The organism is Arthrobacter sp. FW306-1B-F12A (assembly GCF_058781865.1).
The window spans coordinates 1-21,570 of record NZ_JBYSXD010000024.1 but is presented as its reverse complement, the minus strand read 5'-3'; the positions used below and the strand labels follow the sequence as shown (position 1 = coordinate 21,570).

The following is a 21,570-nucleotide window of genomic DNA, read 5'->3' as shown; positions in this document are numbered from 1 at the left end:
AGTGACCCCGCGTTGGAATTAGAGTCCGAGGCGGGCGATCGCTTCTTCGCGCATGTCGATCTTGCGCACCTTGCCGGACACCGTCATGGGGAAGCTCTCCCTGATGTCGACGTAGCGGGGGATCTTGTAATGGGCAAGTTTGCCGCGGCAGAACTCCTGCACCCCTTCCAGGTCCAAAGCCGCTCCCGGTTTGAGGATGATGCACGCCATCAACTCCTCGCCGTACTTGGGGTCAGGCACCCCGATGACTTGGACGTCCTGGATGGCGGGATGGCGATACAGGAACTCCTCGATTTCGCGGGGATAGATGTTCTCCCCTCCGCGGATGACCATGTCCTTCATGCGGCCTTCGATGATGATGAAACCGTCCGAGTCCATCCGGGCGAGGTCGCCGGTGTGCATCCAGCCGTCGTCGTCGATGGCCTCGGCTGTCTTCTCCGGCTGGCCCCAATACCCGGCCATCACGGCGTAGCCCCGCGTGGACAGCTCGCCGATCCCCCCGCGTTCCAGGGTTTCGCCGGTGGCCGGATCCACGATCTTGGACTCGAGCCTGGGCATCGTGCGCCCTACAGTCGTGGTCCTTTGCTCCAGGGTGTCGGCCGCGAGGGTCATGGTGGATACGGGAGAAGTCTCGGTCATGCCGTAGCAAATGGCCACGTCCCGCATGTTCATCTCGGCGATGACACGCTCCATGACCTCGATAGGGCATAGTGAGCCGGCCATGACGCCGGTACGCAGCGTCGAGAGGTCGTAGGACGCGAAATCCGGCAAAGCCAGCTCGGCGATGAACATCGTGGGCACGCCATACAGCGAGGTCCCGCCAAAATCCTGCACGGCTTCCAGCGCTGCGGCCGGGGAGAATCCGCGGCCGGGAATGATGGTGGCCGCGCCGAAGCTCAGGGCGTTCAGGTTCCCGATGACCATGCCGAAACAGTGGTAGAAAGGCACCGGAAGGACCACGCGGTCGCGTTCCGTGTATCCCAACAGCCTGCCGATTTGGTTGCCGTTGTTGAGGATGTTGTGGTGCGTCAGGGTGGCGCCCTTGGGGAAGCCCGTGGTCCCCGAGGTGTATTGCAGATTGATGGGATCGTGCGGGTCCAGCTCCGCCATCCGAGCCTTGAGCGCTGAGGGGACGACGTCGTCCGCCCGCTTGAGCAGTTCGGCGTACGTCAGCTCGGCGTCAGTTTGCGGTTCGCCTGCGTTAAGCATGTCCAGTCCCAGATCGGGAAGAAACACGAGCTCCCGAAGCTCAGGGCAACTGGTCAAGGCGTCCCGGGCCATGGCCACATAGTCACTGTTCTTGTCCGATGGCGCGGCCACCAGCATCCGCATGCCGTTCTGGCGGACCACGAATTCGAGTTCATGGCTGCGGTAGGCCGGATTGACGTTGACCAGGATCGCCCCGACCTTCGCCGTGGCGTATTGCAGGATGGTCCATTCGGCGCAATTCGGGCTCCAGATGCCTACCCTGTCACCCTTCGCGACGCCCATGGCGAGCAGCGCACGCGCGAGGCGATCGACGTCGTCGTTCAGTTTTTCGTAGCTCCAGCGCCTGGCCTCATCGCCCGGCACCACGGCGGCTTCGATGAGCGCGTCCCGCAACGGAAACCGCGCCGCGACGCGTTCGAAGTTGGCGCCGATGGTCTCTTCAAGCAGCGGGACGTCAGTGTCCCCGGCTGTGTAGGAAAGCATGAACGCACGCTACCAACTCCGGGGGGCCAAGAGAAGACTTTTGCTTGGAAGTCCTACAAAATATTTCAGGGCCTTGGCGGGCCAGCCGGTAATGTGAATCCCATGAGTGCACCCATTGACCTGCAGGCCACGTTCATCCCCAACGACGGCGAATTCTTCCGCGTCAAGCTCGCGCTGGAAATCGCGATCGACGAAGTGGTCAACGAACCCGGCTGCATCCGCTACGAGCTCACCGAAGCCAACGAGGACAAGCTGGTCCTGACCGAACAGTGGGCATCCGAGGAGCACCTCGACACCCATTCCAAGGGCATCGCCGTCCAGGACCTCAACGAATCCCTCAGCGCGCTGCTCGCGGAGCCTGTGAAGCTCGAGCGCCTCTAACTAGCATCGGCTGTTGCCCACTGGAAAGTGGGCAACAGCCGATGGCGTTTGCTAGGAGTTTTCGGCGCGCTGCTTTGCGATGTGCGCGTGAACCTCATCCATGTCGAGACCCTTGACGGCCTCGATGACCTGCTCCAGCTGTGGTCCGTTCAGTGCGCCCGGCTGGGAGAACACGAGGACCTTTTCGCGGAAGGCCATGAGCGTGGGGATCGAGGAGATACCGGCTTCGGCGGCCAGCTGCTGCTCGGCCTCGGTGTCCACCTTGGCGAAGAAGACATCGTCATGCTTCTCGGAAGCGGCCTGGTATGTGGGGGCAAACTGCCTGCAAGGGCCGCACCACGCAGCCCAGAAATCCACCAGGACAATGTCATTGCCCTCGATGGTCGATGCGAACTGCTCGCCGGTGATGTCAACTGTAGCCATGCTTCCACGGTACGCGACCGCACCGCCTAAGTCGCCCTTGTTCGCTACCCGGCAAACCGGGAATAAAGCACGACGCCGGGCAGCTCGTTTGGGGCCGCCCGGTACCGTCGGCTAGTGCCAGAGGTGCGGGGCGGCCTTCCTGGCACCGGGGAGCGCGTTGTTCTCGCGCCACTCGTGGATCCATTCCGGAAGCTCGAGGTCCGCGGGGGGCTCGCCGAACTCGGCCAGGATTTCCTCCTGGCTCACGGGCCGGCCCTTGGCGACAAGCCGTGTGGCGATGTGCGCGCGGGCGTAGATCTCGCCGTCGGCCACCATTCGTTGTTCAAAGTAGATCGCCTTCGAATCGATCCCGATGATCTTGGACTCGATGGTGTATTGCTGCCAGAGCTGCAACGACTTCCGGAACGCGATGGTCTCCCCAGCTGCCACGGGGCTCCAGCGGCGTCTGCGCATCTTTTGCCAGATCCCCGCGCGCACCATGAGGTCGAAGCGTCCAAGATCCATCAGCGAGAAATACATGCCGTTGTTGACATGCATCGCAATGTCGATGTCCGTGGGCAGCACTCGCATGGGCAAGGAAGACGTGCCCCAAACGCTGAGCCGGCTCCGCCTGGACGAGGTGAACAAGAGCAAGAGGGTTCGGAGAAGCAAATGCATAACCGCAATGTTACTCCCCAGTAACATTTCGGGACAGACCCGTTTTGTGTGTCGCTACATGGCATGTCGTTTACCACCGGTTCACATGCCGAGGGAAGAATGTCTGAAAACAAATTGCAGAAGGCACCAAGGAGATCCCGTGAGCACCACCCAAACCATCAGGCCACACGCAGAGGTGTGGCCGGAACTTCCGCTCCACCAGGAGCTCGTGTTGCAGGACACCCGCGGCAACAGGATCGTGGGCACCCTGGACGGCATGACCGAGGATCGCAGCACGCTCTGGATCCAGTTGTCCGGAGGCCTGGGCCGGCAACTCGTCCATCACCAGGACGGTTACTGGCTGGAGCCGGGCAGCGCGAGCTAATCGGGCTTTCGTTCTCGACACGCAAAATCCCTGTCGACACCGGAATTCGTGCGTCGAGAATCCACCAGCGCCGCGCAGGGGATTTTCCGCGTCGAACGGCCCCGCGCGCCTCGAACGGGGCCTCCCCAGAAAACGCGGACAAACAAAAATCCCCGGAACCATTGGTTCCGGGGATTTAATTTTGTGGCAGATGAGGGATTCGAACCCCCGTAGGCGTTGCCAGCTGATTTACAGTCAGCCCCCTTTGGCCGCTCGGGTAATCTGCCGAACTTCAAAGAAGTCACTCCCGATCATCGTTTCGTTTCCGATCCGGTAAGCGCGAGCAAGACAACCTTACAGAACTTCTGCCGAAGAATCGAATCGAGCCCTCAAGGGCCCAAAATCGGCGGAAATCTCAGGCTAACCAAGTATCCGGCCTGCCAGTTTGGCCTCGAAACTGGCCGCCTGCTCCAGCGTGATCTGGTTGAGCTGCACGGCCCGCAACAAGTCCGCGTGGACGCCATCCATCCGCGACGCCGCGTCCGGGACCGGGCTCAGGACCACGGAGGCGGCGAGCGCTGCGGCTGCAACCGCGCCTGCGGCCGTGGCGGCAGCGACTCCGATTGAACCGGCGGCGGCAGCGGCTGACTTGGTGACGTAGCGGACGGCCTGGTTGCTCATGGTGCTCCTTTTCAGGACGGGCTCTTCAAACTGATACAACTCTGTCGGGGCAGTCTCAGTTCCGGCCATGCGTGTGCTGTGAGCGAACTGTGAACGTTCAGCACACGCCGGGCGCTTCCGTACTAGGCTGGATGGCAGACAAAACCGCCCGTTTCCGGGCCACCCCCAACGATCACAAGGAGAGTCATGGCAGGCGAATCCACATTCGACGTCGTCAGCAAGGTAGACAAGCAGGAAGTCGCCAACGCGCTCCACCAGTCCCAGAAGGAAATCGCACAGCGATACGACTTCAAGGGCGTCGGCGCGGAGATCGACTTCAGCGGCGAGAAGATCCTCATGAAGGCCAACTCGGAGGACCGCATCCTCGCTGTCCTGGACGTGTTCCAGTCCAAGCTCATCAAGCGCGGCATCTCCCTGAAGTCCCTCGACCAGGGCGAGCCTTACCCCTCCGGCAAGGAATTCCGCCTGGAGTGCTCCATCAAGGAGGGCATTGCCCAGGACATCGCGAAGAAGATCAACAAGATCATCCGTGACGAAGCCCCTAAGTCCGTCAAGTCCCAGATCCAGGGCGACGAGCTCCGCGTCACCTCGAAGTCCCGCGATGACCTGCAGGAGACCATGAACATCCTCAAGAAGTTCGAAGAGGCCGATCTCCAGTTCGTGAACTTCCGCAGCTAGGACTTCGTTGCGGCCCAGGCCGCCATCCGGAAGTACGACGACGGCGCGTTGCCCCCTGAGCGGGCAACGCGCCGTCGTCGTCGTTAACGGAGAGAGGCGCGTCACTCCAGGCAACTTTTTGGGGTCGAGGCCTGGCGAAGGCCCCGGGATTCCGCGACTGCACCGATCCGCGGAGGTCAAAAGACTGCGGCTGACAGCCACCCCAAAATAATTACGACACGTTTCTTTTGCGCAATCCCTCCGAACGGGTACTGTACTTCCTTAGGCGAGCCTAAGTGTGGCTCCCCTAACGAAGGATTCCACATGACCGCGAACTTCCTGATCGGCCTGCGCGAGGGCCTTGAAGCCACCCTCGTTGTGGTCCTGCTCATGGCCTACCTGGTCAAGACGGGACGCCGCTCGCTGCTCCCCCGGCTCTGGGCCGGCGTCGGCATCGCCGTGGCCGTATCCATCGCCTTCGGCGCCTTGCTCACCTTCGGTCCGCAGGGACTGACTTTCGCCGCGCAAGAGGCGATCGGGGGCGGATTGTCGATTGCCGCCGTCGGGCTCGTCACCTGGATGGTCTTCTGGATGGCGCGCACTGCCCGCAGCCTCGGCGGCGAGTTGAAGTCCCAAGTGGACAAGATGGCCGACGGCGCCGCGTGGGGCCTCATGGTCGTGGCGGCACTGGCGGTGGGCCGCGAAGGACTTGAGACTGCGCTGTTCCTTTGGGCTGCTGCCCAGGCCGCCGGCGAGTCGTCGCAGCCGCTGCTCGGCGCGCTGCTCGGCCTGGCCGTCGCTGCCGGGCTCGGATACCTGCTGCACCGCGGCGTCCTCAAGGTCAATCTCTCGCGGTTCTTCACCTGGACCGGAGTCGGCCTCATCGTGATCGCGGGCGGCGTGCTCGCGTATGGCATCCATGACCTCCAGGAAGCCGGAATCCTGCCAGGGCTCCACACCCTCGCTTTCGACGTCTCCGCGGCCATCCCGCCGTCGTCCTGGTACGGCACCCTGCTGAAGGGCACCCTTAACCTGTCCCCGGCCACCACGTGGCTCGAAGCCGGGGCCTGGCTGCTGTACGTGATCCCTGTGCTCTATTTCTACATCCGCGTCAACGGTTCCACGCCGAAGAAATCCACGGGCAACGCCCCCACGGCCCAAGCCGCCACCGCCGCCTAAAAGCTTCCCGCACCCCACAACAGAAGGAAACCCAATGCCTGGCACTCCCCTGCCCAAAATTCCCCTGCCCACAACGGCTTCACGCCGCCGGACGTCCCTCGCCCTCGTCGCCGCTGCCGCCGCCGTTCCGCTCGTACTCACCGGCTGCACGGATAACACAAAGACGCCGGGCGCCAGCGCCTCCGCCGGACCGATCCAGGTCACCAGCACCAAAACCGAATGCAAAGTCTCCACGGGCAGCGTCCCCAGCGGCAACCTGAGCTTCGCGGTCAAGAACGACGGCACTGAAATTACCGAGTTCTACCTCCTCGCCGAGGACGGCCTGCGGATCGTCGGCGAAGTGGAGAACATCGGTCCCGGCCTGACCCGCAACCTGGTGGTCACTGCTCCCGCGGGCAAGTACACCACCGCCTGCAAGCCGGGCATGCAGGGCGACGGTATCCGAGCCGCCTTTGAGGTCACGGACTCCGGAAACAAGACCGGCGTCGATGCCGATTTCCAGAAGCTTGTGGACACTGGGGTTCAGCAGTACACGGCGTACGTCAAAGACCAGACTGAGCAGCTTGTGACCGGCACCAAGGCCTTCGCCGATGTCTACGCGGCGGGCGACGTAACGAAGGCCCGCGAACTGTACGCCGCAACCCGCATGCACTGGGAACGGATCGAACCCGTAGCGGAATCCTTCGGGGACCTCGACCCCAAACTCGACGCCCGCGAAGCCGACCTTGAACCGGGCCAGGAATGGACCGGCTGGCACCGCGCGGAGAAGGACTTGTTCCCGCCGTCGGGCTACACAGCGCTGACGGCCACCGAGCGGGCCAAAATCGCCACGCAGCTCGTTTCCGACACCGAGGAGCTCGGCAAGCGCACCCGCACTGTGGTGCTCTCCGCGGACAAGCTCGGCAACGGCGCCAAGGAGCTGCTGGACGAAGTCGCGCGCGGCAAGGTCACCGGCGAAGAAGAAATCTGGTCCCACACGGACCTCTGGGACTTCCAGGCCAACATCGACGGCGCGCGGATAGCGTTCGAAAACCTCAAACCTGCGCTCGCGCAGAAAGACCCGGCCCTGGCCACGAGCCTCGACGGGAAGTTCGCTGCCCTTGAGGCCGAACTCAAGAAGCACGCCAAGGGTGACGGCTTCGCGTACTACAACGAACTCAGCCCCGCCGAGGTCCAGCAGCTCGCCGCGCTGGTCGACGCCTTGGGAGAGCCGTTGTCCAAGCTCACCTCAGCCGTGGTCCTGTGAGCGGCTGCCCTTTCAACCACGAGACCGCTGAGGCGCCCGACGGCGGGACCCAGGCTGCCGCCGTCGGGCCCGCCAATGCGGCCGTTGCGTCCGCTGCCAAGGACCACGACGGCAAGCGCGGCATGTCCCGTCGCGGACTGTTCTCCCTCGCCGGCGTGGGCGGTGCCGGTGCAGTGGCTGGCCTTGCCGCCGGATACCTCAGCCACGATGCGGTGGCAGCTGAAGCGGCGCCCGCGGCAAGCGACGTCGTTCCCTTTTACGGCGAGCGCCAGGCCGGGATCATCACTCCCGCCCAGGATCGCCTCCACATCGCTGCCTTCGACGTGACGGTCGAGGACCGCGCCGCACTGATCCAGCTCCTGAAGGACTGGACCGCCGCGGCCGAAGCCATGACCACCGGTCGCACGACCGGCGCGACGGGCGCCGTCGACGGCCCCTACGACGCGCCGCCTGAAGACACCGGGGAAGCCCTCGATCTGGCGGCCGGCAAGCTGACGTTGACGTTCGGCTTTGGCCCGGGCCTCTTCGAAAAGGACGGCAAGCCGCGCTTCGGGCTGGAGGGCCGCAGGCCCGATGCCCTGATCGACTTGCCGCATTTCCCCGGCGATGCCCTCGAGGCCGCGCGTACCGGCGGCGACATTGTGGTCCAGGCGTGCGCCGACGATCCGCAGGTCGCCGTGCACGCGATCCGGAACCTCGCACGCATCGGCTTCGGCAAGGTGCGCGTCCGCTGGTCCCAGCTGGGGTTCGGCCGCACCTCGTCCACCTCACGGGCCCAAACGACTGCGCGCAACCTCTTCGGCTTCAAGGACGGCACGGCCAACCTGAAGTCGGAAGACACGGCACTCCTCAACGAGCACGTCTGGGCCACCGCCGGAACCCGCCCGGGTGAAGCGTGGATGGCGGGAGGCAGCTACCTTGTCTCCCGCCGGATTCGGATGCATGTCGAGATCTGGGACCGGACCTCGCTCCGCGAACAGGAAGGGCTGATCGGCCGCACGAAAGGTGCCGGAGCGCCGTTGTCCGGAGGGGAAGAATTCACGGTGCCGGACTTCGCAATCAAGGGCCGCGATGGCGAGCCGCTGATTCCCATCGATTCCCACGTCCGCCTCGCCCACGCGGACCAGAACAACGGCGTGAAGATGCTTCGCCGCGGATACAACTACGCCGACGGTTCGGACGGGCTCGGCCACCTCGATGCAGGCCTGTTCTTCATCGCCTTCGTCAAGGACCCGCGGACGCACTACGTGCCCATGCAGATGACGATGGCAAAGAGCGACAAGCTGGCCCTGGAGTACCTCAAGCACACGGGCTCCGGCCTGTTCGCGGTGCCTCCGGGCATCAAGGCGGGCGGCTTCATTGGTGAGGGCTTGTTCGCATGAAGCCGCCCGTCGTCGGACGCGGCCGGTAGGGCGCTCTACGGGACCGCTGGCTAGGAAAGCGGCCGTCCGGCCATCCGTTCGAGCCGCTCGATGCGCTCACGCATGGGCGGGTGGGTGGCGAACAGCTTGGTCATGGCACCGCCGCGGAACGGGTTGGCAATCATCAGGTGCGAAGTATTCACGAGGCGCTGATCCTGCGGCAGCGGCACCTGCTTCACGCCTGCTTCGATCCTGCGGAGGGCTGAGGCGAGCGCCAGCGGATCGCCGGTGAGCTCCGCGCCGTCGTGGTCGGCGTCGTACTCCCTGGTGCGGGAAATGGCGAGCTGGATCAGCGAGGCGGCAAACGGCGCCAGGAGGGCCATGGCGATCATGGCAAACGGGTTGGCGTTCCGCCGGTCCCCGCCGCCGAAGAACAGCAGCATTTGGCCCACCGAAGTAATGACGCCGGCGACGGCGGCCGCGATGGACGAAGTGAGGATGTCGCGGTTGTAGACGTGCATGAGTTCATGCCCGAGGACGCCGCGGAGTTCGCGCGCGTCGAGCAAGTTCAAGATCCCCGCGGTGCAGCACACGGCGGCGTTCTTGGGATTGCGTCCCGTGGCGAAGGCATTGGGGGTCATGGTCGGAGAAACGTAGATCCGCGGCATGGGTTGGTTGGCCCGCACGGAGAGCTCCCGGACGATTTGGTACAGCTGCGGAGCCTGTGCTTCCGAAACCGGGTACGCGGCCATGGAGCGGATGGCGATCTTGTCGCTGTTCCAATATCCATAAGCCGTTGTCGCGACGCCGATCACTGCCATGATCCAGATGGGCGACGCACTGCGGGTGCCCACACCGATCACGGCACCGAGACCCAGCAGCACCGCCCAGAGCACACCGAAGAGCGCTGCGGTCTTCAGGCCATTGTGATGATTATGCACTTCACTACTTTCTTGCAGTACGGCTTTTGGTTCTGTTCCGATTAACGCCGACGGCGGCCCGGACGTTCCGCCCAACTAGCTCGCATTTGTTGTCGTTCCGAGCCGCCATAACGACAACAACTGCGAGCTAGTTGGGCGTGGGGCTGGGTCCGGGCTAAGGCACCGGGTGGAGCGAATCGTACTGGAGGAATCCACGCTGACCGCGCGCCACCAGCCACGCAAGCACTGCGCACAGCACGCCGCCGAGAAGCAGCACCCAGCCTTCGCTGAGAACTTTCGTGACTCCACCGGAGAGCATGTCCCCCACGCGCGGACCACCGGAAACCACCACAATGAACACGCCTTGCAACCGTCCCCGCATGTGGTCCGGAGTGGCCGATTGCAGGATGGTGGTGCGGAAGACCGCGCTGACGGAGTCCGAGATCCCGGCAAGGGCACAACACAAGGCCGCCGGGATGATCCACAGCGTGACGCCATCGCGCCCTGCGTCCCCGGCCAGGACCACCACCAGCCCGAAAGCAGCAATCGAGAAGCCCCATCCTGCCACGGACCACACCACCGCGCTCCCCTGGCGCCGCACCCTCCCCAGGGGCCCGGAGAACAGTCCCGCCAGGAAGGCGCCGACGGCCACGGACGCGAGCAGCACACCCACAGTGGCGTCACCGCCCCCGATCATCGTGGCTCCGATCGCGGGCATGAGGGCACGGGGCTGGGCGCAGATCATCGCAATGAGGTCGATGATGAACGTCATGCGAAGGTTGGGCCGGGTGCCCAGGAAACGGAAGCCCTCGACGACGGAGCGCAGCCCGGGTGCCGACGCGTTCTCCGCCGCGGGAAGGGCCGGGAGCTTGAACAGGCTCCACAGCGCGAAGGCGAAGCTGAGCGCATCGATCGTGTAGGTCCAGCCAAAACCGCTCGACGCGACTAGCACACCGGCCAGCAGGGGGCCTGCCGTCATGGAAATGCCCATGTTGAGCATGCTCAACGCGTTGGCGGCGGGCAGCAGTTCCTTGCGGACCAGCAAGGGAATAATGGCGCTGCGTGCCGGTCCGTTGATGCCCTGCGCGCCGCTCTGGATAGCGACGAGGAGGAACAGGATCCAGACATTGTTGAGCTGGAACCAGGCCTGGAGTGCCAGGGCCACGCTGCAGGCCCACAGGACGAGGGACGCAACAATGGCGACCTTCCGCCGGTCATAGGCATCCGAAAGGGCGCCGCCGAACAAGCCCGCAATCACCAGCGGAACCAGGGCAAAGATGCTGAGCAGTCCCACGTAGAGGCTCTGTTGGGTGATGCTGTAGACCTCGAGGCTCACGGCAACCAGGGTCAGCTGGGATCCGACCATCGACACCGAAGACCCCAGCCACAGGCGGCGGAATGCGGGGCTTTCGCGAAGCGGGGTCATGTCAGCCAGGAGTTTTGCCACCGTCCAACCCTACCCACCAAGCCATCCGCCCTCCCGGAGCGCCGCGGGGGCAGGGTTCGCAGCTGCGGTGCGGTCCGCCGTCGGGCCCGAGTCCGGGCCGCGAGCGGGGTGCCGTCGTGCCCGAGTGCCGCCCGCCGTCGGCGGGTTCATCCGAAGTTAGCCTCACCTTATTGTGAAGTACTCATAATAAGTGCTTCAATGGGCGTATGGCAGATCACACGGCAGACCAGGAAGCGTGGGCTTCCGCCCTGCATTCCCACGGACGCCGCGTGACCAAGCAGCGTCTTGCGGTTCTTGCTGCCGTTCAGCACAATCCACATTCCCCGGCCGAAGGCATCCTGGCTGCCGCGCGCAAGGAACTTCCCGAACTGACAGCGCAGTCTGTTTATGTGGTGCTGAGCGACCTCACGGACCTACAGATGCTGCGACGGTTCGAACCGCCCCACTCTCCCGCGCTGTATGAGACCCGGGTGGGCGACAACCACCACCACGCCGTCTGCATCAGTTGCGGCCGGGTGGAGGATGTCGACTGTGCCGTCGGCCATGCCCCCTGCCTCACCCCGCACTGGGATGAGCACTCCAAACCCATGACCATCCAGATCGCAGACGTCCTGTACCAAGGCATCTGCCAGGACTGCCAGGCCAAACAACAGCTTCCTACTCACACGCAAGTAACCACGAAATAGGAGAACGATGACCGCGAACATCTCGACCACCCAGTCGGGCGCCCCCGTCACCTCGGACGCGCATTCCAAGTCCGTTGGTGCCGATGGTGCCATCATCCTGACCGACCACTACCTGGTGGAAAAGCTCGCCCAGTTCAACCGCGAGCGCGTCCCGGAGCGTGTTGTCCACGCCAAGGGCGGCGGCGCTTTCGGTATCTTCAAGACTTCCTCGGATGTTTCCAAGTACACCAAGGCTGCTTTCCTGCAGCCCGGTGTCGAGACGGACATGCTCATCCGCTTCTCCTCCGTCGCAGGCGAGAACGGCTCCCCTGACACGTGGCGCGACCCCCGCGGCTTCGCCGTCAAGTTCTACACTTCCGAGGGCAACTACGACCTCGTGGGCAACAACACCCCGGTGTTCTTCATCCGCGACGGCATCAAGTTCCCGGATTTCATCCACTCCCAGAAGCGCCTCCCGGGCACCCACCTGCGCGACGCCGACATGCAGTGGGACTTCTGGACCCTCTCCCCCGAGTCCGCACACCAGGTCACCTGGCTCATGGGCGACCGTGGCCTGCCGGCTTCCTGGCGTGAAATGCAGGGCTACGGCTCGCACACCTACCAGTGGATCAACGCCGAGGGCGAGCGCTTCTGGGTCAAGTACCACTTCAAGTCCAACCAGGGCGTCAAGACCATCACGGGCGACCAGGCTGAAGAACTGGCCGGCTCGGACGCGGACTTCTACATCCGCGACCTCCAGGAGAACATTGCCGCCGGCAACTTCCCGTCGTGGGAACTGCACGTCCAGGTCATGCCTTACGAGGACGCGAAGACCTACCGCTTCAACCCGTTCGACCTCACCAAGGTGTGGCCGCACGCGGACTACCCGCTGATCCACGTTGGCACCATGGAGCTCAACAAGAACCCGGAAAACTACTTCGCGCAGATCGAGCAGGCCACCTTCGCGCCGTCGAACTTCGTTCCGGGCATCGCCGCCTCCCCGGACAAGATGCTGCAAACCCGCATCTTCTCCTACGCCGACGCACACCGCTACCGCGTGGGCACGAACCACGCCCAGATCCCGGTAAACCAGCCGAAGAACCAGGTCAACAACTACAGCCAGGACGGCGCGGGACGCTACCTGTTCAACGCTCCTTCGGTTCCGGTCTACGCACCGAACTCCGTGGGTGGCCCGGCTGCTGTTGAGCCGCAGAACCCGGCCGGCGGCTGGGAGAACGACGGCGAGCTGACGCTCTCCGCACACTCCCTGCACGCCGAGGACGGCGACTTCGTCCAGGCTGGCGCGCTCTATCGCGAGGTGTACGACGACGGCGCCAAGGCCCGTCTGCTGGACACCATCACCGGCGCCGTCGGTGGCGTCAAGAGCGCCGACATCAAGGAACGCGCCATCCAGTACTGGACCAACGTGGACGCCGAACTCGGTGCCAAGCTGCGCGCCAACCTCGGCGCGGGCGAAGGCGAGTCGGCTGCGGAAGCAGCGAACAAGCTGTAACAACGGCCTCCAACGAAGCAACCCCGCTACGGAATTTACGTGGCGGGGTTGCTTTTTTGGCATGAATAGCGGGTCTTGTTTAGCGTTCCTCGGCGGGTTTTCCACATAGCAAACAATGGCTCTGGCTAGCTCGGCATGGTGATCCATAGGATCCTTACATGAGCACATTTACCGGGATCCCCGCAGAGGCGATCGCCTTCTATGCCGAACTTGAAGAGAACAACAACCGCGAATGGTGGCTGGAGCACAAAGACATCTACGACTCCGCCGTGAAGGAGCCATTGACGCTGTTACTGGAGGAGCTTGAGCCAAGATTCGGGCCGGGCAAGGTGTTCCGTCCGAACCGGGATATCCGTTTTTCCCAGGACAAGTCCCCCTACAAGACGGCACAGGGAGCGTTTGCGGCAGACAAGGAGGGCGTCGGCTTCTACCTCCAGCTCAGTGCAGACGGCCTGTTGGTCGGGGGTGGATGCCACTCGCGCACCCCGGAGCAGATTGCCCGTTTCCGCGCAGCTACGGATTCGCCGGCCAGCGGGGAGCAACTGCAGAAGATCGTCGATTCCATCGCCGCGGCAGGTTTCGCGGTGGAAGGCGAGAAGCTCAAGACCGTGCCTCGTGGTTTCGACAAAGCCCATCCCCGGGCCGAGCTTCTGAAGCACAAGTCGTTGTCCGCAGGCATGACCTTGGGCGAACCGGAATGGATGTCCAAGCCCTCGGCCAAAGAAGAAATCGCCAAGCGTTGGGAGGTACTGCGCCCGCTGGTGGAATGGGTCAACGAACACGCGGCGCCGTAAGCCCGAGAGGGCCGTGAGTCTAGCCGGGGCGTGAGCCCAGCCCCGGGATCAAACCTTGCTGAGGCTGTCTTCGTCGTCGCCGCTCTTGTCGGAAGCCGCGGCCTTGTAAGAAACGGCCGCGTTCCCGGACACCGCGGCTTTCGCCGATGCGAACTTCTCGTTCAAGCGGGAGTGGCGCTGTCCATAGGCAAAGTAGATGGCAAGTCCGATCGCCAGCCAGATGGCGAAGAAGATCCAGGTCTCCACGGCCAGGTTTGTCATCAGGTAGACGCACAGCACCGCCGAAACCACGGGAAGCACCTTGCCGAACGGAACCCGGAAAGCCGGCTTCAGATCTGGACGCTTCTTACGCAGGACCAGGATGCCCAGGCTCACCATGACGAAGGCCGAAAGGGTACCGATGTTGATCATTTCCTCGAGAAGATCCACATTGGTCAGGCCAGCGACGATTGCCACGGCAGCGCCGCAGATGATCTGGAGGCGGACCGGCGTCGAACGCTTGGCACTGGTCTTGGACAGCGCGCGCGGGAGCAGGCCGTCACGGCTCATGGCAAGGACCACCCGCGCCAGGCCCATGAGCAGCACCATGATGACGGTGGTCAAACCGATGAGCGAGCCAAACGCAATGACCTTGGCCGCGTCGGTGTTTCCAACCGCCTCGAAGGCCGTGGTCAGGGTGGGGTTCTTGGCTTCGGCCAGTTGGGTGTAAGACACCATGCCGGTCAGGGCCAGGGAGACCAGGATGTACAGCAGCGTCACCAGCGCCAGGCCGCCGAAGATGCCCCGGGGCAAGGTCTTCTGCGGGTTCTTGACCTCTTCCGCTGAGGTGGCAACCACGTCGAAGCCAATGAAGGCAAAGAACACCAACGCTGCGCCGGCAAAGATGCCCAGCGTTCCGTACTGCGCCGGAACCGCACCAGTGAGGAAGCCGAAGAAGGACTGCTTCATGACATCCGCGCCGTCGTTGCCCCCGGTAGGCTGCGATGCCGGGACGAAGGGCGCGTAGTTGGAGAACTTCACGTAGGTGAACCCGACAACAATCACGAACAGCACCACGGCGATCTTGATCAGCGTGAATACGTTGCCCACCCGTGCGGAGAGCTTCGTGCCGAGCACCAGGAGCACCGTGAAGATCGCGACAATCAGGAAAGCGCCCCAATAGAGATCCACGCCGGCAATGTTCACGGCCGGCGGCATATCCACACCCATAAGCGCAAACACTTTGCTCAAGTAGATTCCCCAGTACTTGGCGATCACCGCAGCAGCGGTAAAGAGTTCAAGGATGAGGTTCCAACCAATGATCCAAGCGAGGACTTCGCCCATCGTGGCGTAGGTGAAGACGTAGGCGGACCCAGCAACCGGGATCGCGGTAGCGAATTCGGCGTAGCACATGATGGCCAAAGCACACGTGACGGCTGCGACAGCGAACGAGATGGTCACGGCCGGGCCGGCGAAGTTCGCAGCGGCCTTGGCGCCGACGGAGAAGATCCCGGCGCCGACCGCAACGGCGACGCCCATGATCATCAGATCCCACGTGCTGAGGGAACGCTTGAGCTTGCGTCCGGGCTCATCGGCGTCCGCTATGGACTGCTCGATCGATTTGGTCCGGAAGAGGTTCATAGAAAAGTCCACAATCTTGATGAGGTGGTAGAAACAGACTCATCAAGAGTAGTGTCCAGCCAATGGACCCCCACATTTGTCCCGAATCGTGAGACACAAGCACGGTCCATCTTCAGAGATTGGAGACGTTCCAATCCATCAACGTGGAACGGATAAGGAAGCGCTTCCCCTCAGGCGATTCCACTGAGAACCCACTCCCGCGGCCGTCCACTACGTCCACCGTCAGATGGGTGTGGGACCAGTAATTGAACTGCTCCCGGGACATCCAGAACTCCAGGAGCTGCGGCCGTTCGGGCTCGCCAATATCGAAAAGTCCGAGCAGAACGTCCGAATCACCGGTGATGAATTCGCCGGCGGGATAGCACATGGGTGAGGAACCGTCGCAGCAGCCACCCGATTGGTGGAACATGAGGGGACCGTGTTGCTCCCACAGCTTCCGGAGCAGTTCGATGGAAACGGCGGTGAGCGCCACCCGGGAAAAGTCTTCCCCGGGCAGCGTCACTGCGGCGTCAAGCCTGTTGCGGGGCATTAGAACCTCAGCACCACGCGGCCGTCGATCTTGGCATGCTTCATTTCGTCAAAGACCGCGTTCACCTCGGAGAGCTCCCGCGTGGACACGGTCGGGTGGATCTTGCCCTGCGCGTAAAAGTCCAGGGCTTCCTCCAGGTCCTGGCGTGTTCCCACGATCGAACCACGGACGGTCAGGCCCTTGAGCACGATCTCGAAGATCGGCGCGGGGAAGTCTCCCGGCGGGAGTCCGTTGAAGACGATGGTCCCGCCACGGCGGGCCATGCCGATCGCCTGCCCGAACGCCGAGGGGTGCACCGCCGTGACCAAGACGCCGTGGCAGCCTCCGGTTTCCCGTTGAATGACTTCCGCCGGATCTTCGTGCAGCGCGTTGACCGTGAGCTCGGCGCCGTGTTTCCTGGCGAGGGCGAGCTTGTCGTCGGCGATGTCCACAGCGGCAACCCGCAGGCCCATGGCCACGGCGTACTGGACTGCGATGTGTCCTAGGCCGCCGATGCCGGAAATAGTGACCCATTGGCCCGGCTTGGCCTCGGTCATCTTCAATCCCTTGTAGACCGTGACTCCGGCGCACAGCACCGGGGCGACCTCTACGGGGTCCGAACCTGCCGGGATCCTCGCAGCGAACCGGCTGTCCACCAGCATGTACTCACCGAAGGAACCGTCCACGCTATAGCCGGCGTTCTTCTGGGCTTCGCACAGCGTCTCCCAACCGGTCCGGCAGAACTGGCAATCGCCACAGGCGGACCATAGCCAGGCGTTGCCCACCAGGTCCCCGACGGCAAGGTCGGTGACGCCCTCGCCGAGGGCAACCACTTCACCCACGCCTTCGTGGCCGGGCACGAACGGCGGTGAAGGCTTGACTGGCCAGTCCCCCTCGGCGGCATGCAGGTCGGTGTGGCACACGCCGCTGGTGATGACCTTGACCAGCGCTTCTCCTCGACCGGGCGCGGGAAGGGGAAGTGACTGGATCTGAAGGTCTTGTCCGAATTCTGTTACTACGGCTGCTTGCATTGTCGTCGTCATTGGCGAAATCCTTGCGTCGTTAAAACTAGATGTGCGGTGTAGGTGCTGCTTTCCTGAGGGGTGGCCAGGGTGGGCCGGCGGGGAGGGATCTGTGCTGGTCCCGCCCCGCCAGGTCAAATGAGGCTTAGAAGAAGCCGAGTTTGTTTTCGTTGTAGCTGACCAGGAGGTTTTTGGTCTGCTGGTAGTGGTCCAGCATCATGGCGTGGTTCTCGCGTCCGATGCCGGAGGACTTGTAGCCGCCGAACGCGGCACCGGCCGGGTAGGCGTGGTAGTTGTTGACCCAGACGCGGCCAGCCTGGATCTCCCGGCCTGCCCGGTAGGCAACGTTGCCGTTGCGGGACCAGACGCCGGCGCCGAGTCCGTAGAGGGTGTCGTTGGCGATCCCGATGGCGTCGTTGTAGTCGCTGAACTTTGTGACGGACACGACGGGGCCGAAGATCTCTTCCTGGAAGATCCGCATCCGGTTGTGGCCTTCGAAGATGGTCGGCTGGACGTAGTAGCCGCCGGCGAGGTCACCGGAAAGCTCGGTCCGGGCGCCGCCGGTGAGGACCTTCGCGCCCTCCTGCTTCCCGATGTCGATGTAGGAGAGGATCTTCTCCAGCTGGTCGTTGGAGGCCTGGGCGCCGATCTGGGTGTCGGTGTCCAGCGGGTTGCCTTGGATGATCTTGTTGGTGCGTGCCACGGCGTCGGCGATGAAGGAGTCGTAGATGCCTTCCTGGACCAGGGCGCGGGAGGGGCAGGTGCAGACTTCGCCTTGGTTGAAGGCGAAGAGCGTGAAGCCTTCCTGGGCCTTGTCGTAGAACGCGTCGTTCTGCGCGGCGACGTCGTCGAAGAAGATGTTAGGGCTCTTGCCGCCCAGTTCCAGGGTCACGGGGATCAGGTTCTGTGACGCGTACTGGCTGATGAGCCGGCCCGTGGTGGTCTCGCCGGTGAAGGCGATCTTGCGGATTCGCGGGCTGGAGGCGAGCGGCTTGCCGGCCTCGACGCCGAAGCCGTTGACAACGTTCACGACGCCGGCGGGCAGCAGGTCGGAGATGAGTTCCATGAGGACCAGGATGGAGGAGGGGGTCTGTTCGGCGGGTTTGAGGACGACGGCGTTGCCCGCGGCCAGGGCCGGGGCGAGCTTCCACACAGCCATGAGGATCGGGAAGTTCCACGGGATGATCTGGCCCACGACGCCCAAGGGCTCGTGGAAGTGGTACGCGGTGGTGTCCTCGTCCAGCTGGGACAGGTGGCCTTCCTGGGCACGGATCGCGGAGGCGAAGTAGCGGAAATGGTCCGCCGCGAGGGGGATATCCGCGTTCAGGGTTTCGCGGATCGGCTTGCCGTTGTCCCAGGTCTCGGCGACCGCCAGCAGCTCGACGTTCTCATCGATGCGGTCGCCGATCTTGTTCAGGATTGCGGCGCGTTCGGTCGCGGAGGTCTTGCCCCAGGACGGTGCCACCTTGTGCGCGGCGTCCAGTGCCAGCTCGATGTCCTCGGCCGTGCCGCGAGCCACCTCGCAGAAGGCCTTGCCGGTCACCGGGGTGATGTTCTCGAAGTACTGCCCCTTGACCGGGGCAACCCACTCGCCGCCGATCCAGTTCTCGTAACGGTCCTTGAACGTGACCTTCGAACCCTCGGCACCCGGCTGTGCATAAACAGTCATTGCTAGCTCCTTTGCTGCGCATGATGGTGGCTTTGCTGTGCCATCAGCGTAGGAGCGGGGAGGTTGCAAGCAGGTTGCAACCTTGTGGTTCAGATCACGTCGGGGCAGTACTCCCCTGCCGGGCCCGGAAAGCTAGAGGCCTGCAGGGAAATTGTAGGAGCTCGGAACCGGCGAAGGTGCGGAACCGAAGGAGAGCACCACTTCGTCGTGGGCCTTGAGAACCACGTCAGACACCGGCGCACTCTGTTTTACGCCGTTCAGGTATACGCTCCAACCTCCGGTTCCGCCGTGCGGTGCTCCGGTGGCATCGTTGCCGTCCAACACTCCCCATTCGCTGAGGACCTGGCCGAGCGTGTACTTCAGGCCGGCGGTGGGCGCTTCGATGTGGATGACGCCAGTCGTGTCGTGGGTGTGAAGTGCCGAGATTCCGTTGGGTTGCCCGTCGGCCCCGAAACTGAAACCAATCTCGGCCGGGACCGTGACGGCTTTGCCATCCACCAGGACATCCAGATGGGCGTGGTAGTGCTCGGCTGTGCCTTCGGCGGTCAGGATATCCAGACCTGCGGACTTGATTCTCTGGGCGCCCGCCGCGGGATCAAGTCCCCAGTCGGCGGCAGCCGTGGTGGCCGAAGTCGAAGGCGTGGCCGAAGCCGAAGGCGTTGCCGACGCGGGGGCTGTCTGGGCGGGTGCCCCGCAGGCTGTGACTCCGGCAAGGAGTCCGGACATGGTCAGGGCAACGGCGAGGCGTTTGTTCAACACGGAGGAAGCTTCTTTCGTTTGGCTCGCTTCTACGATACGGGCCGAAACTCCGTATTGCCCGAGTGCCACACGAGGGGCCAGCGTCAGGCCGACAGTTCGCTTTCCAGGCGTTCAAGCTCGGCGACGACGGCGGCCCGCTTCGGCGAGCGCGGCGGCAGGAGCCTGAGGGCGGCAAGCCGGACGTCGACGTCGTTTTTCGCCTCGGGCAGTCCGGCATACTTGAGCAGCGCCTCGGCACTGCCGTCGTTCAGGACCGCCTCGCGCAGGAGCGCCGAAACCTTCTCGCGGAGCTCCACGATGCCGGGCGCTTCCGAATGCGGAAGGACGGCGCCTTTGTAGATCTCCAGCGCGATGCGGTGGGCGCCCCGCTGCAGGCAGGACAGAACCTGGGCCGCATCCTGGCCAAGGTCGATCGGGAGCCGGTAGGGGCGTGATTCCGGGACCGCGGCGGGGTCGAGCTCGTGGAGCACCTTGCGCAGGCGCACCATTTCGGCCCGCAACGTCACGCTCGAGCCATCCCCCGGATAGAGGGCCAGGGCGAGCTCCTCGGCACTGAGCCCTTCGGGACGGGTTCCCAGCAACGCCAGGATCTCGCTGTGCCGTGCGGACAGCGGAATGCTGCGCCCTCCGATGCTCAACAAGGCCTGGTCCCGGCCGAGCAGCTGGAGGCTGTTCCGGTACAGTCCTGTCCCCTGGCGTGAGCCGACGGCGGAAGGCGAGTTCCGGCGTCGGGCAGGCGCAGAGTGCTTAGTGGCCGCGAGTTGGAGCCTTTCCACCCGTAATTGCGCCTGCGCGGCAGCCACAGTTGCTTCAACGAGGGAAAGTGTGTGGGGTGCGACGGCGGCTTCCGTGCCGGTGATGTCGACGACGCCGAGCAGGGCTCCGGAATCAGGGTCATGGAAGGGCACGGCGGTGCAGCTCCACGGGTGGACGGAGCGCTTGTAGTGCTCGGCGCCGGAGATCTGGATTCCACGGCCCAAGGCGAGCGCCGTGCCGGGCGCACTCGTGCCGACCGCGGCTTCGGACCAGTCCGCGCCGGCGACGAACATCATGCCTTCGGCGCGGCGCCGCATCGCGGGATTTCCGTCCACCCACAGCAGGCGGCCCAGCTCGTCCCCCACGGCGACCAGCAGCCCGCTCTCATAGCTGGGCTGGATGAGGAGCTTCTGGATGACGGGCATGATGGTGGCCAGCGGGTGTTGGCGGCGGTATTCCTCGAGCTCGTCGAGGTCGATGACCAGCGGCGCCTCGGGCTGGTCCGGGTTTGCTTTGAGCTGGGCGGATCGCTGCCAGGATTCCTTGATCAGGCTGCGTAGACCGGGAAGCTCCGTGGCGTCGGGAAGCCCGTAACGCCACGATTCCAAGTGTTCGTGCCCGGCGCGGGCATGACGCTGCAGCAGCTCGGCGGCGTCATTGACCGAAGCTGCCGGATGGATCGGATTCCTCATCGAACTCCCAAAACCGGACGCAGCACAGTACGGGCCAGTCTAGTTGCGACGCCGGGGTTTGTGTACCCGCTCACTCCGGGTGGAATTCGTACGACTCGACCTCGCCCAACGCTTCGATCCGGGGTACAGGCAGGCCGACTTCCGCGACGAGTTCCGCGAAACTGTGGCCACGGCTGAAGCGATCGAACGTTGCCCTATCCGGACAGGTGTCGTACACCGAGATGCCACCCTCGGTGGAAAGACATACATGGATCTTCAACGCGCCGGATGGCAGCAGGCCCACCATGCGCTTGTGGCCTTCCAGCAGTTGAGCGGGATCCCCGTCGAAATGGTAGACGCCCATGAACATTGCTTCTCTCCTGTCTTGCGTCAGCTTCAGAGCGGGGCCGCCAACGCCCGCGCGAGGGCTTCGGGTTTGCGGTCCGCCCAGGGTGCGGCCTTCTCGAGCTGGCCCGCCAAGCGAAAGAGTGTGGCCTCATCCCCGAACCGGCCAAGGAAGGACATGCCCACCGGCAGGCCGGCCGAGTCGACTCCAAGAGGCAGCGACATGGCCGGGTTGCCCGAGATGTTGGCATATTCGCCGTC

General features: G+C 63.9%; 22 protein-coding genes, 1 tRNA gene and 1 pseudogene. 9 read left to right on the top strand and 15 right to left on the bottom strand.

Going from position 1 to position 21,570, the window contains the following annotated elements; translation table 11 throughout:
- Positions 1 to 18: 18 nt before the first annotated feature.
- On the bottom strand, positions 19 to 1,692 hold the full coding sequence (locus tag AC3WJU_RS12935) for an AMP-binding protein (protein ID WP_492260044.1): 1,674 nt from the start codon (positions 1,690 to 1,692) through the stop codon (positions 19 to 21).
- Positions 1,693 to 1,794: 102 nt separating this feature from the next.
- Here AC3WJU_RS12935 and AC3WJU_RS12930 point away from each other — a divergent pair, with 102 nt between their 5' ends.
- Positions 1,795 to 2,073: a putative quinol monooxygenase gene (locus tag AC3WJU_RS12930; RefSeq protein ID WP_059387275.1), complete on the top strand. Its 279-nt coding sequence runs from the start codon at positions 1,795 to 1,797 to the stop codon at positions 2,071 to 2,073.
- Positions 2,074 to 2,124: 51 nt separating this feature from the next.
- Here the strand turns inward: AC3WJU_RS12930 and AC3WJU_RS12925 are convergent, their stop codons facing one another.
- Both AC3WJU_RS12925 and AC3WJU_RS12920 read right to left on the bottom strand, forming a co-directional pair.
- Positions 2,125 to 2,496, bottom strand: coding sequence for a thioredoxin family protein (locus AC3WJU_RS12925; RefSeq protein WP_059387274.1), 372 nt, complete (start codon positions 2,494 to 2,496; stop codon positions 2,125 to 2,127).
- Positions 2,497 to 2,607: 111 nt separating this feature from the next.
- On the bottom strand, positions 2,608 to 3,153 hold the full coding sequence (locus AC3WJU_RS12920) for an acyl-CoA thioesterase (protein WP_492260043.1): 546 nt from the start codon (positions 3,151 to 3,153) through the stop codon (positions 2,608 to 2,610).
- A gap of 139 nt (positions 3,154 to 3,292) precedes the next feature.
- On the opposite strand from AC3WJU_RS12920, the gene AC3WJU_RS12915 reads away from it, so the two are divergent.
- Entirely contained in the window at positions 3,293 to 3,517 is a 225-nt protein-coding gene (locus AC3WJU_RS12915) for a hypothetical protein (RefSeq protein ID WP_059387272.1), read from the top strand.
- 184 nt (positions 3,518 to 3,701) lie between these two features.
- Here AC3WJU_RS12915 and AC3WJU_RS12910 read toward each other — a convergent pair.
- Both AC3WJU_RS12910 and AC3WJU_RS12905 read right to left on the bottom strand, forming a co-directional pair.
- Positions 3,702 to 3,783: transfer RNA gene (locus AC3WJU_RS12910), tRNA-Tyr, on the bottom strand.
- Positions 3,784 to 3,916: 133 nt separating this feature from the next.
- Positions 3,917 to 4,177 carry a hypothetical protein gene (locus tag AC3WJU_RS12905; RefSeq protein ID WP_306959021.1) on the bottom strand — a complete coding sequence of 87 codons (261 nt, stop codon included), beginning with the start codon at positions 4,175 to 4,177 and terminating at the stop codon, positions 3,917 to 3,919.
- 186 nt (positions 4,178 to 4,363) lie between these two features.
- Between AC3WJU_RS12905 and AC3WJU_RS12900 the strand changes: the two genes are divergently transcribed.
- From AC3WJU_RS12900 to efeB, 4 genes are all read left to right on the top strand, one after another.
- Positions 4,364 to 4,855, top strand: a complete 492-nt coding sequence (locus AC3WJU_RS12900) for a YajQ family cyclic di-GMP-binding protein (protein ID WP_059387254.1) — start codon at positions 4,364 to 4,366, stop codon at positions 4,853 to 4,855.
- A 303-nt stretch (positions 4,856 to 5,158) separates the two neighbouring features.
- Positions 5,159 to 6,013 carry an iron uptake transporter permease EfeU gene (gene efeU / locus AC3WJU_RS12895; RefSeq protein WP_492260042.1) on the top strand — a complete coding sequence of 285 codons (855 nt, stop codon included), beginning with the start codon at positions 5,159 to 5,161 and terminating at the stop codon, positions 6,011 to 6,013.
- Positions 6,014 to 6,047: 34 nt separating this feature from the next.
- Positions 6,048 to 7,259 carry an iron uptake system protein EfeO gene (efeO, locus tag AC3WJU_RS12890; RefSeq protein WP_492260041.1) on the top strand — a complete coding sequence of 404 codons (1,212 nt, stop codon included), beginning with the start codon at positions 6,048 to 6,050 and terminating at the stop codon, positions 7,257 to 7,259.
- Positions 7,256 to 8,641 (top strand): iron uptake transporter deferrochelatase/peroxidase subunit, encoded by a 1,386-nt coding sequence (gene efeB, locus AC3WJU_RS12885; protein ID WP_492260040.1) that lies wholly within the window; start codon positions 7,256 to 7,258, stop codon positions 8,639 to 8,641. Before efeO ends, efeB begins: the two co-directional genes overlap by 4 nt.
- 50 nt (positions 8,642 to 8,691) lie before the next feature.
- On the opposite strand, the gene htpX is transcribed toward efeB, so the two are convergent.
- On the bottom strand, positions 8,692 to 9,561 hold the full coding sequence (gene htpX / locus AC3WJU_RS12880; protein ID WP_284990988.1) for a zinc metalloprotease HtpX: 870 nt from the start codon (positions 9,559 to 9,561) through the stop codon (positions 8,692 to 8,694).
- A 154-nt stretch (positions 9,562 to 9,715) separates the two neighbouring features.
- Positions 9,716 to 10,987, bottom strand: coding sequence for an MFS transporter (locus AC3WJU_RS12875; RefSeq protein ID WP_332602770.1), 1,272 nt, complete (start codon positions 10,985 to 10,987; stop codon positions 9,716 to 9,718).
- 206 nt (positions 10,988 to 11,193) lie between these two features.
- On the opposite strand from AC3WJU_RS12875, the gene AC3WJU_RS12870 reads away from it, so the two are divergent.
- From AC3WJU_RS12870 to AC3WJU_RS12860, 3 genes are all read left to right on the top strand, one after another.
- Positions 11,194 to 11,673: a Fur family transcriptional regulator gene (locus AC3WJU_RS12870; RefSeq protein ID WP_059387252.1), complete on the top strand. Its 480-nt coding sequence runs from the start codon at positions 11,194 to 11,196 to the stop codon at positions 11,671 to 11,673.
- A gap of 7 nt (positions 11,674 to 11,680) precedes the next feature.
- Entirely contained in the window at positions 11,681 to 13,165 is a 1,485-nt protein-coding gene (locus AC3WJU_RS12865) for a catalase (RefSeq protein WP_492260039.1), read from the top strand.
- A gap of 158 nt (positions 13,166 to 13,323) precedes the next feature.
- On the top strand, positions 13,324 to 13,959 hold the full coding sequence (locus tag AC3WJU_RS12860; RefSeq protein ID WP_492260038.1) for a DUF2461 domain-containing protein: 636 nt from the start codon (positions 13,324 to 13,326) through the stop codon (positions 13,957 to 13,959).
- A gap of 48 nt (positions 13,960 to 14,007) precedes the next feature.
- On the opposite strand, the gene AC3WJU_RS12855 is transcribed toward AC3WJU_RS12860, so the two are convergent.
- The 8 genes and pseudogenes from AC3WJU_RS12855 to AC3WJU_RS12820 all read right to left on the bottom strand — a co-directional run.
- Positions 14,008 to 15,579: an amino acid permease gene (locus tag AC3WJU_RS12855; RefSeq protein ID WP_492260037.1), complete on the bottom strand. Its 1,572-nt coding sequence runs from the start codon at positions 15,577 to 15,579 to the stop codon at positions 14,008 to 14,010.
- Between the two features lie 112 nt (positions 15,580 to 15,691).
- On the bottom strand, positions 15,692 to 16,108 hold the full coding sequence (locus AC3WJU_RS12850) for a DUF779 domain-containing protein (RefSeq protein WP_059387249.1): 417 nt from the start codon (positions 16,106 to 16,108) through the stop codon (positions 15,692 to 15,694).
- Positions 16,108 to 17,130, bottom strand: a complete 1,023-nt coding sequence (adhP, locus tag AC3WJU_RS12845; RefSeq protein ID WP_492260036.1) for an alcohol dehydrogenase AdhP — start codon at positions 17,128 to 17,130, stop codon at positions 16,108 to 16,110. The genes AC3WJU_RS12850 and adhP overlap by 1 nt, the downstream gene beginning before the upstream one ends.
- 124 nt (positions 17,131 to 17,254) lie before the next feature.
- The gene (gene exaC / locus AC3WJU_RS12840) at positions 17,255 to 18,778 is read right to left on the bottom strand and encodes an acetaldehyde dehydrogenase ExaC (RefSeq protein WP_441432622.1); all 1,524 of its coding nucleotides are present in this window, start codon (positions 18,776 to 18,778) and stop codon (positions 17,255 to 17,257) included.
- A gap of 132 nt (positions 18,779 to 18,910) precedes the next feature.
- Entirely contained in the window at positions 18,911 to 19,537 is a 627-nt protein-coding gene (locus AC3WJU_RS12835; protein WP_492260035.1) for a hypothetical protein, read from the bottom strand.
- 83 nt (positions 19,538 to 19,620) lie between these two features.
- Positions 19,621 to 20,985 (bottom strand): GAF domain-containing protein, encoded by a 1,365-nt coding sequence (locus tag AC3WJU_RS12830; RefSeq protein ID WP_306959031.1) that lies wholly within the window; start codon positions 20,983 to 20,985, stop codon positions 19,621 to 19,623.
- Between the two features lie 70 nt (positions 20,986 to 21,055).
- The gene (locus AC3WJU_RS12825; protein ID WP_492260034.1) at positions 21,056 to 21,328 is read right to left on the bottom strand and encodes a hypothetical protein; all 273 of its coding nucleotides are present in this window, start codon (positions 21,326 to 21,328) and stop codon (positions 21,056 to 21,058) included.
- Positions 21,329 to 21,360: 32 nt separating this feature from the next.
- A pseudogene (locus AC3WJU_RS12820) lies at positions 21,361 to 21,570 on the bottom strand (hypothetical protein); the annotation flags it as partial.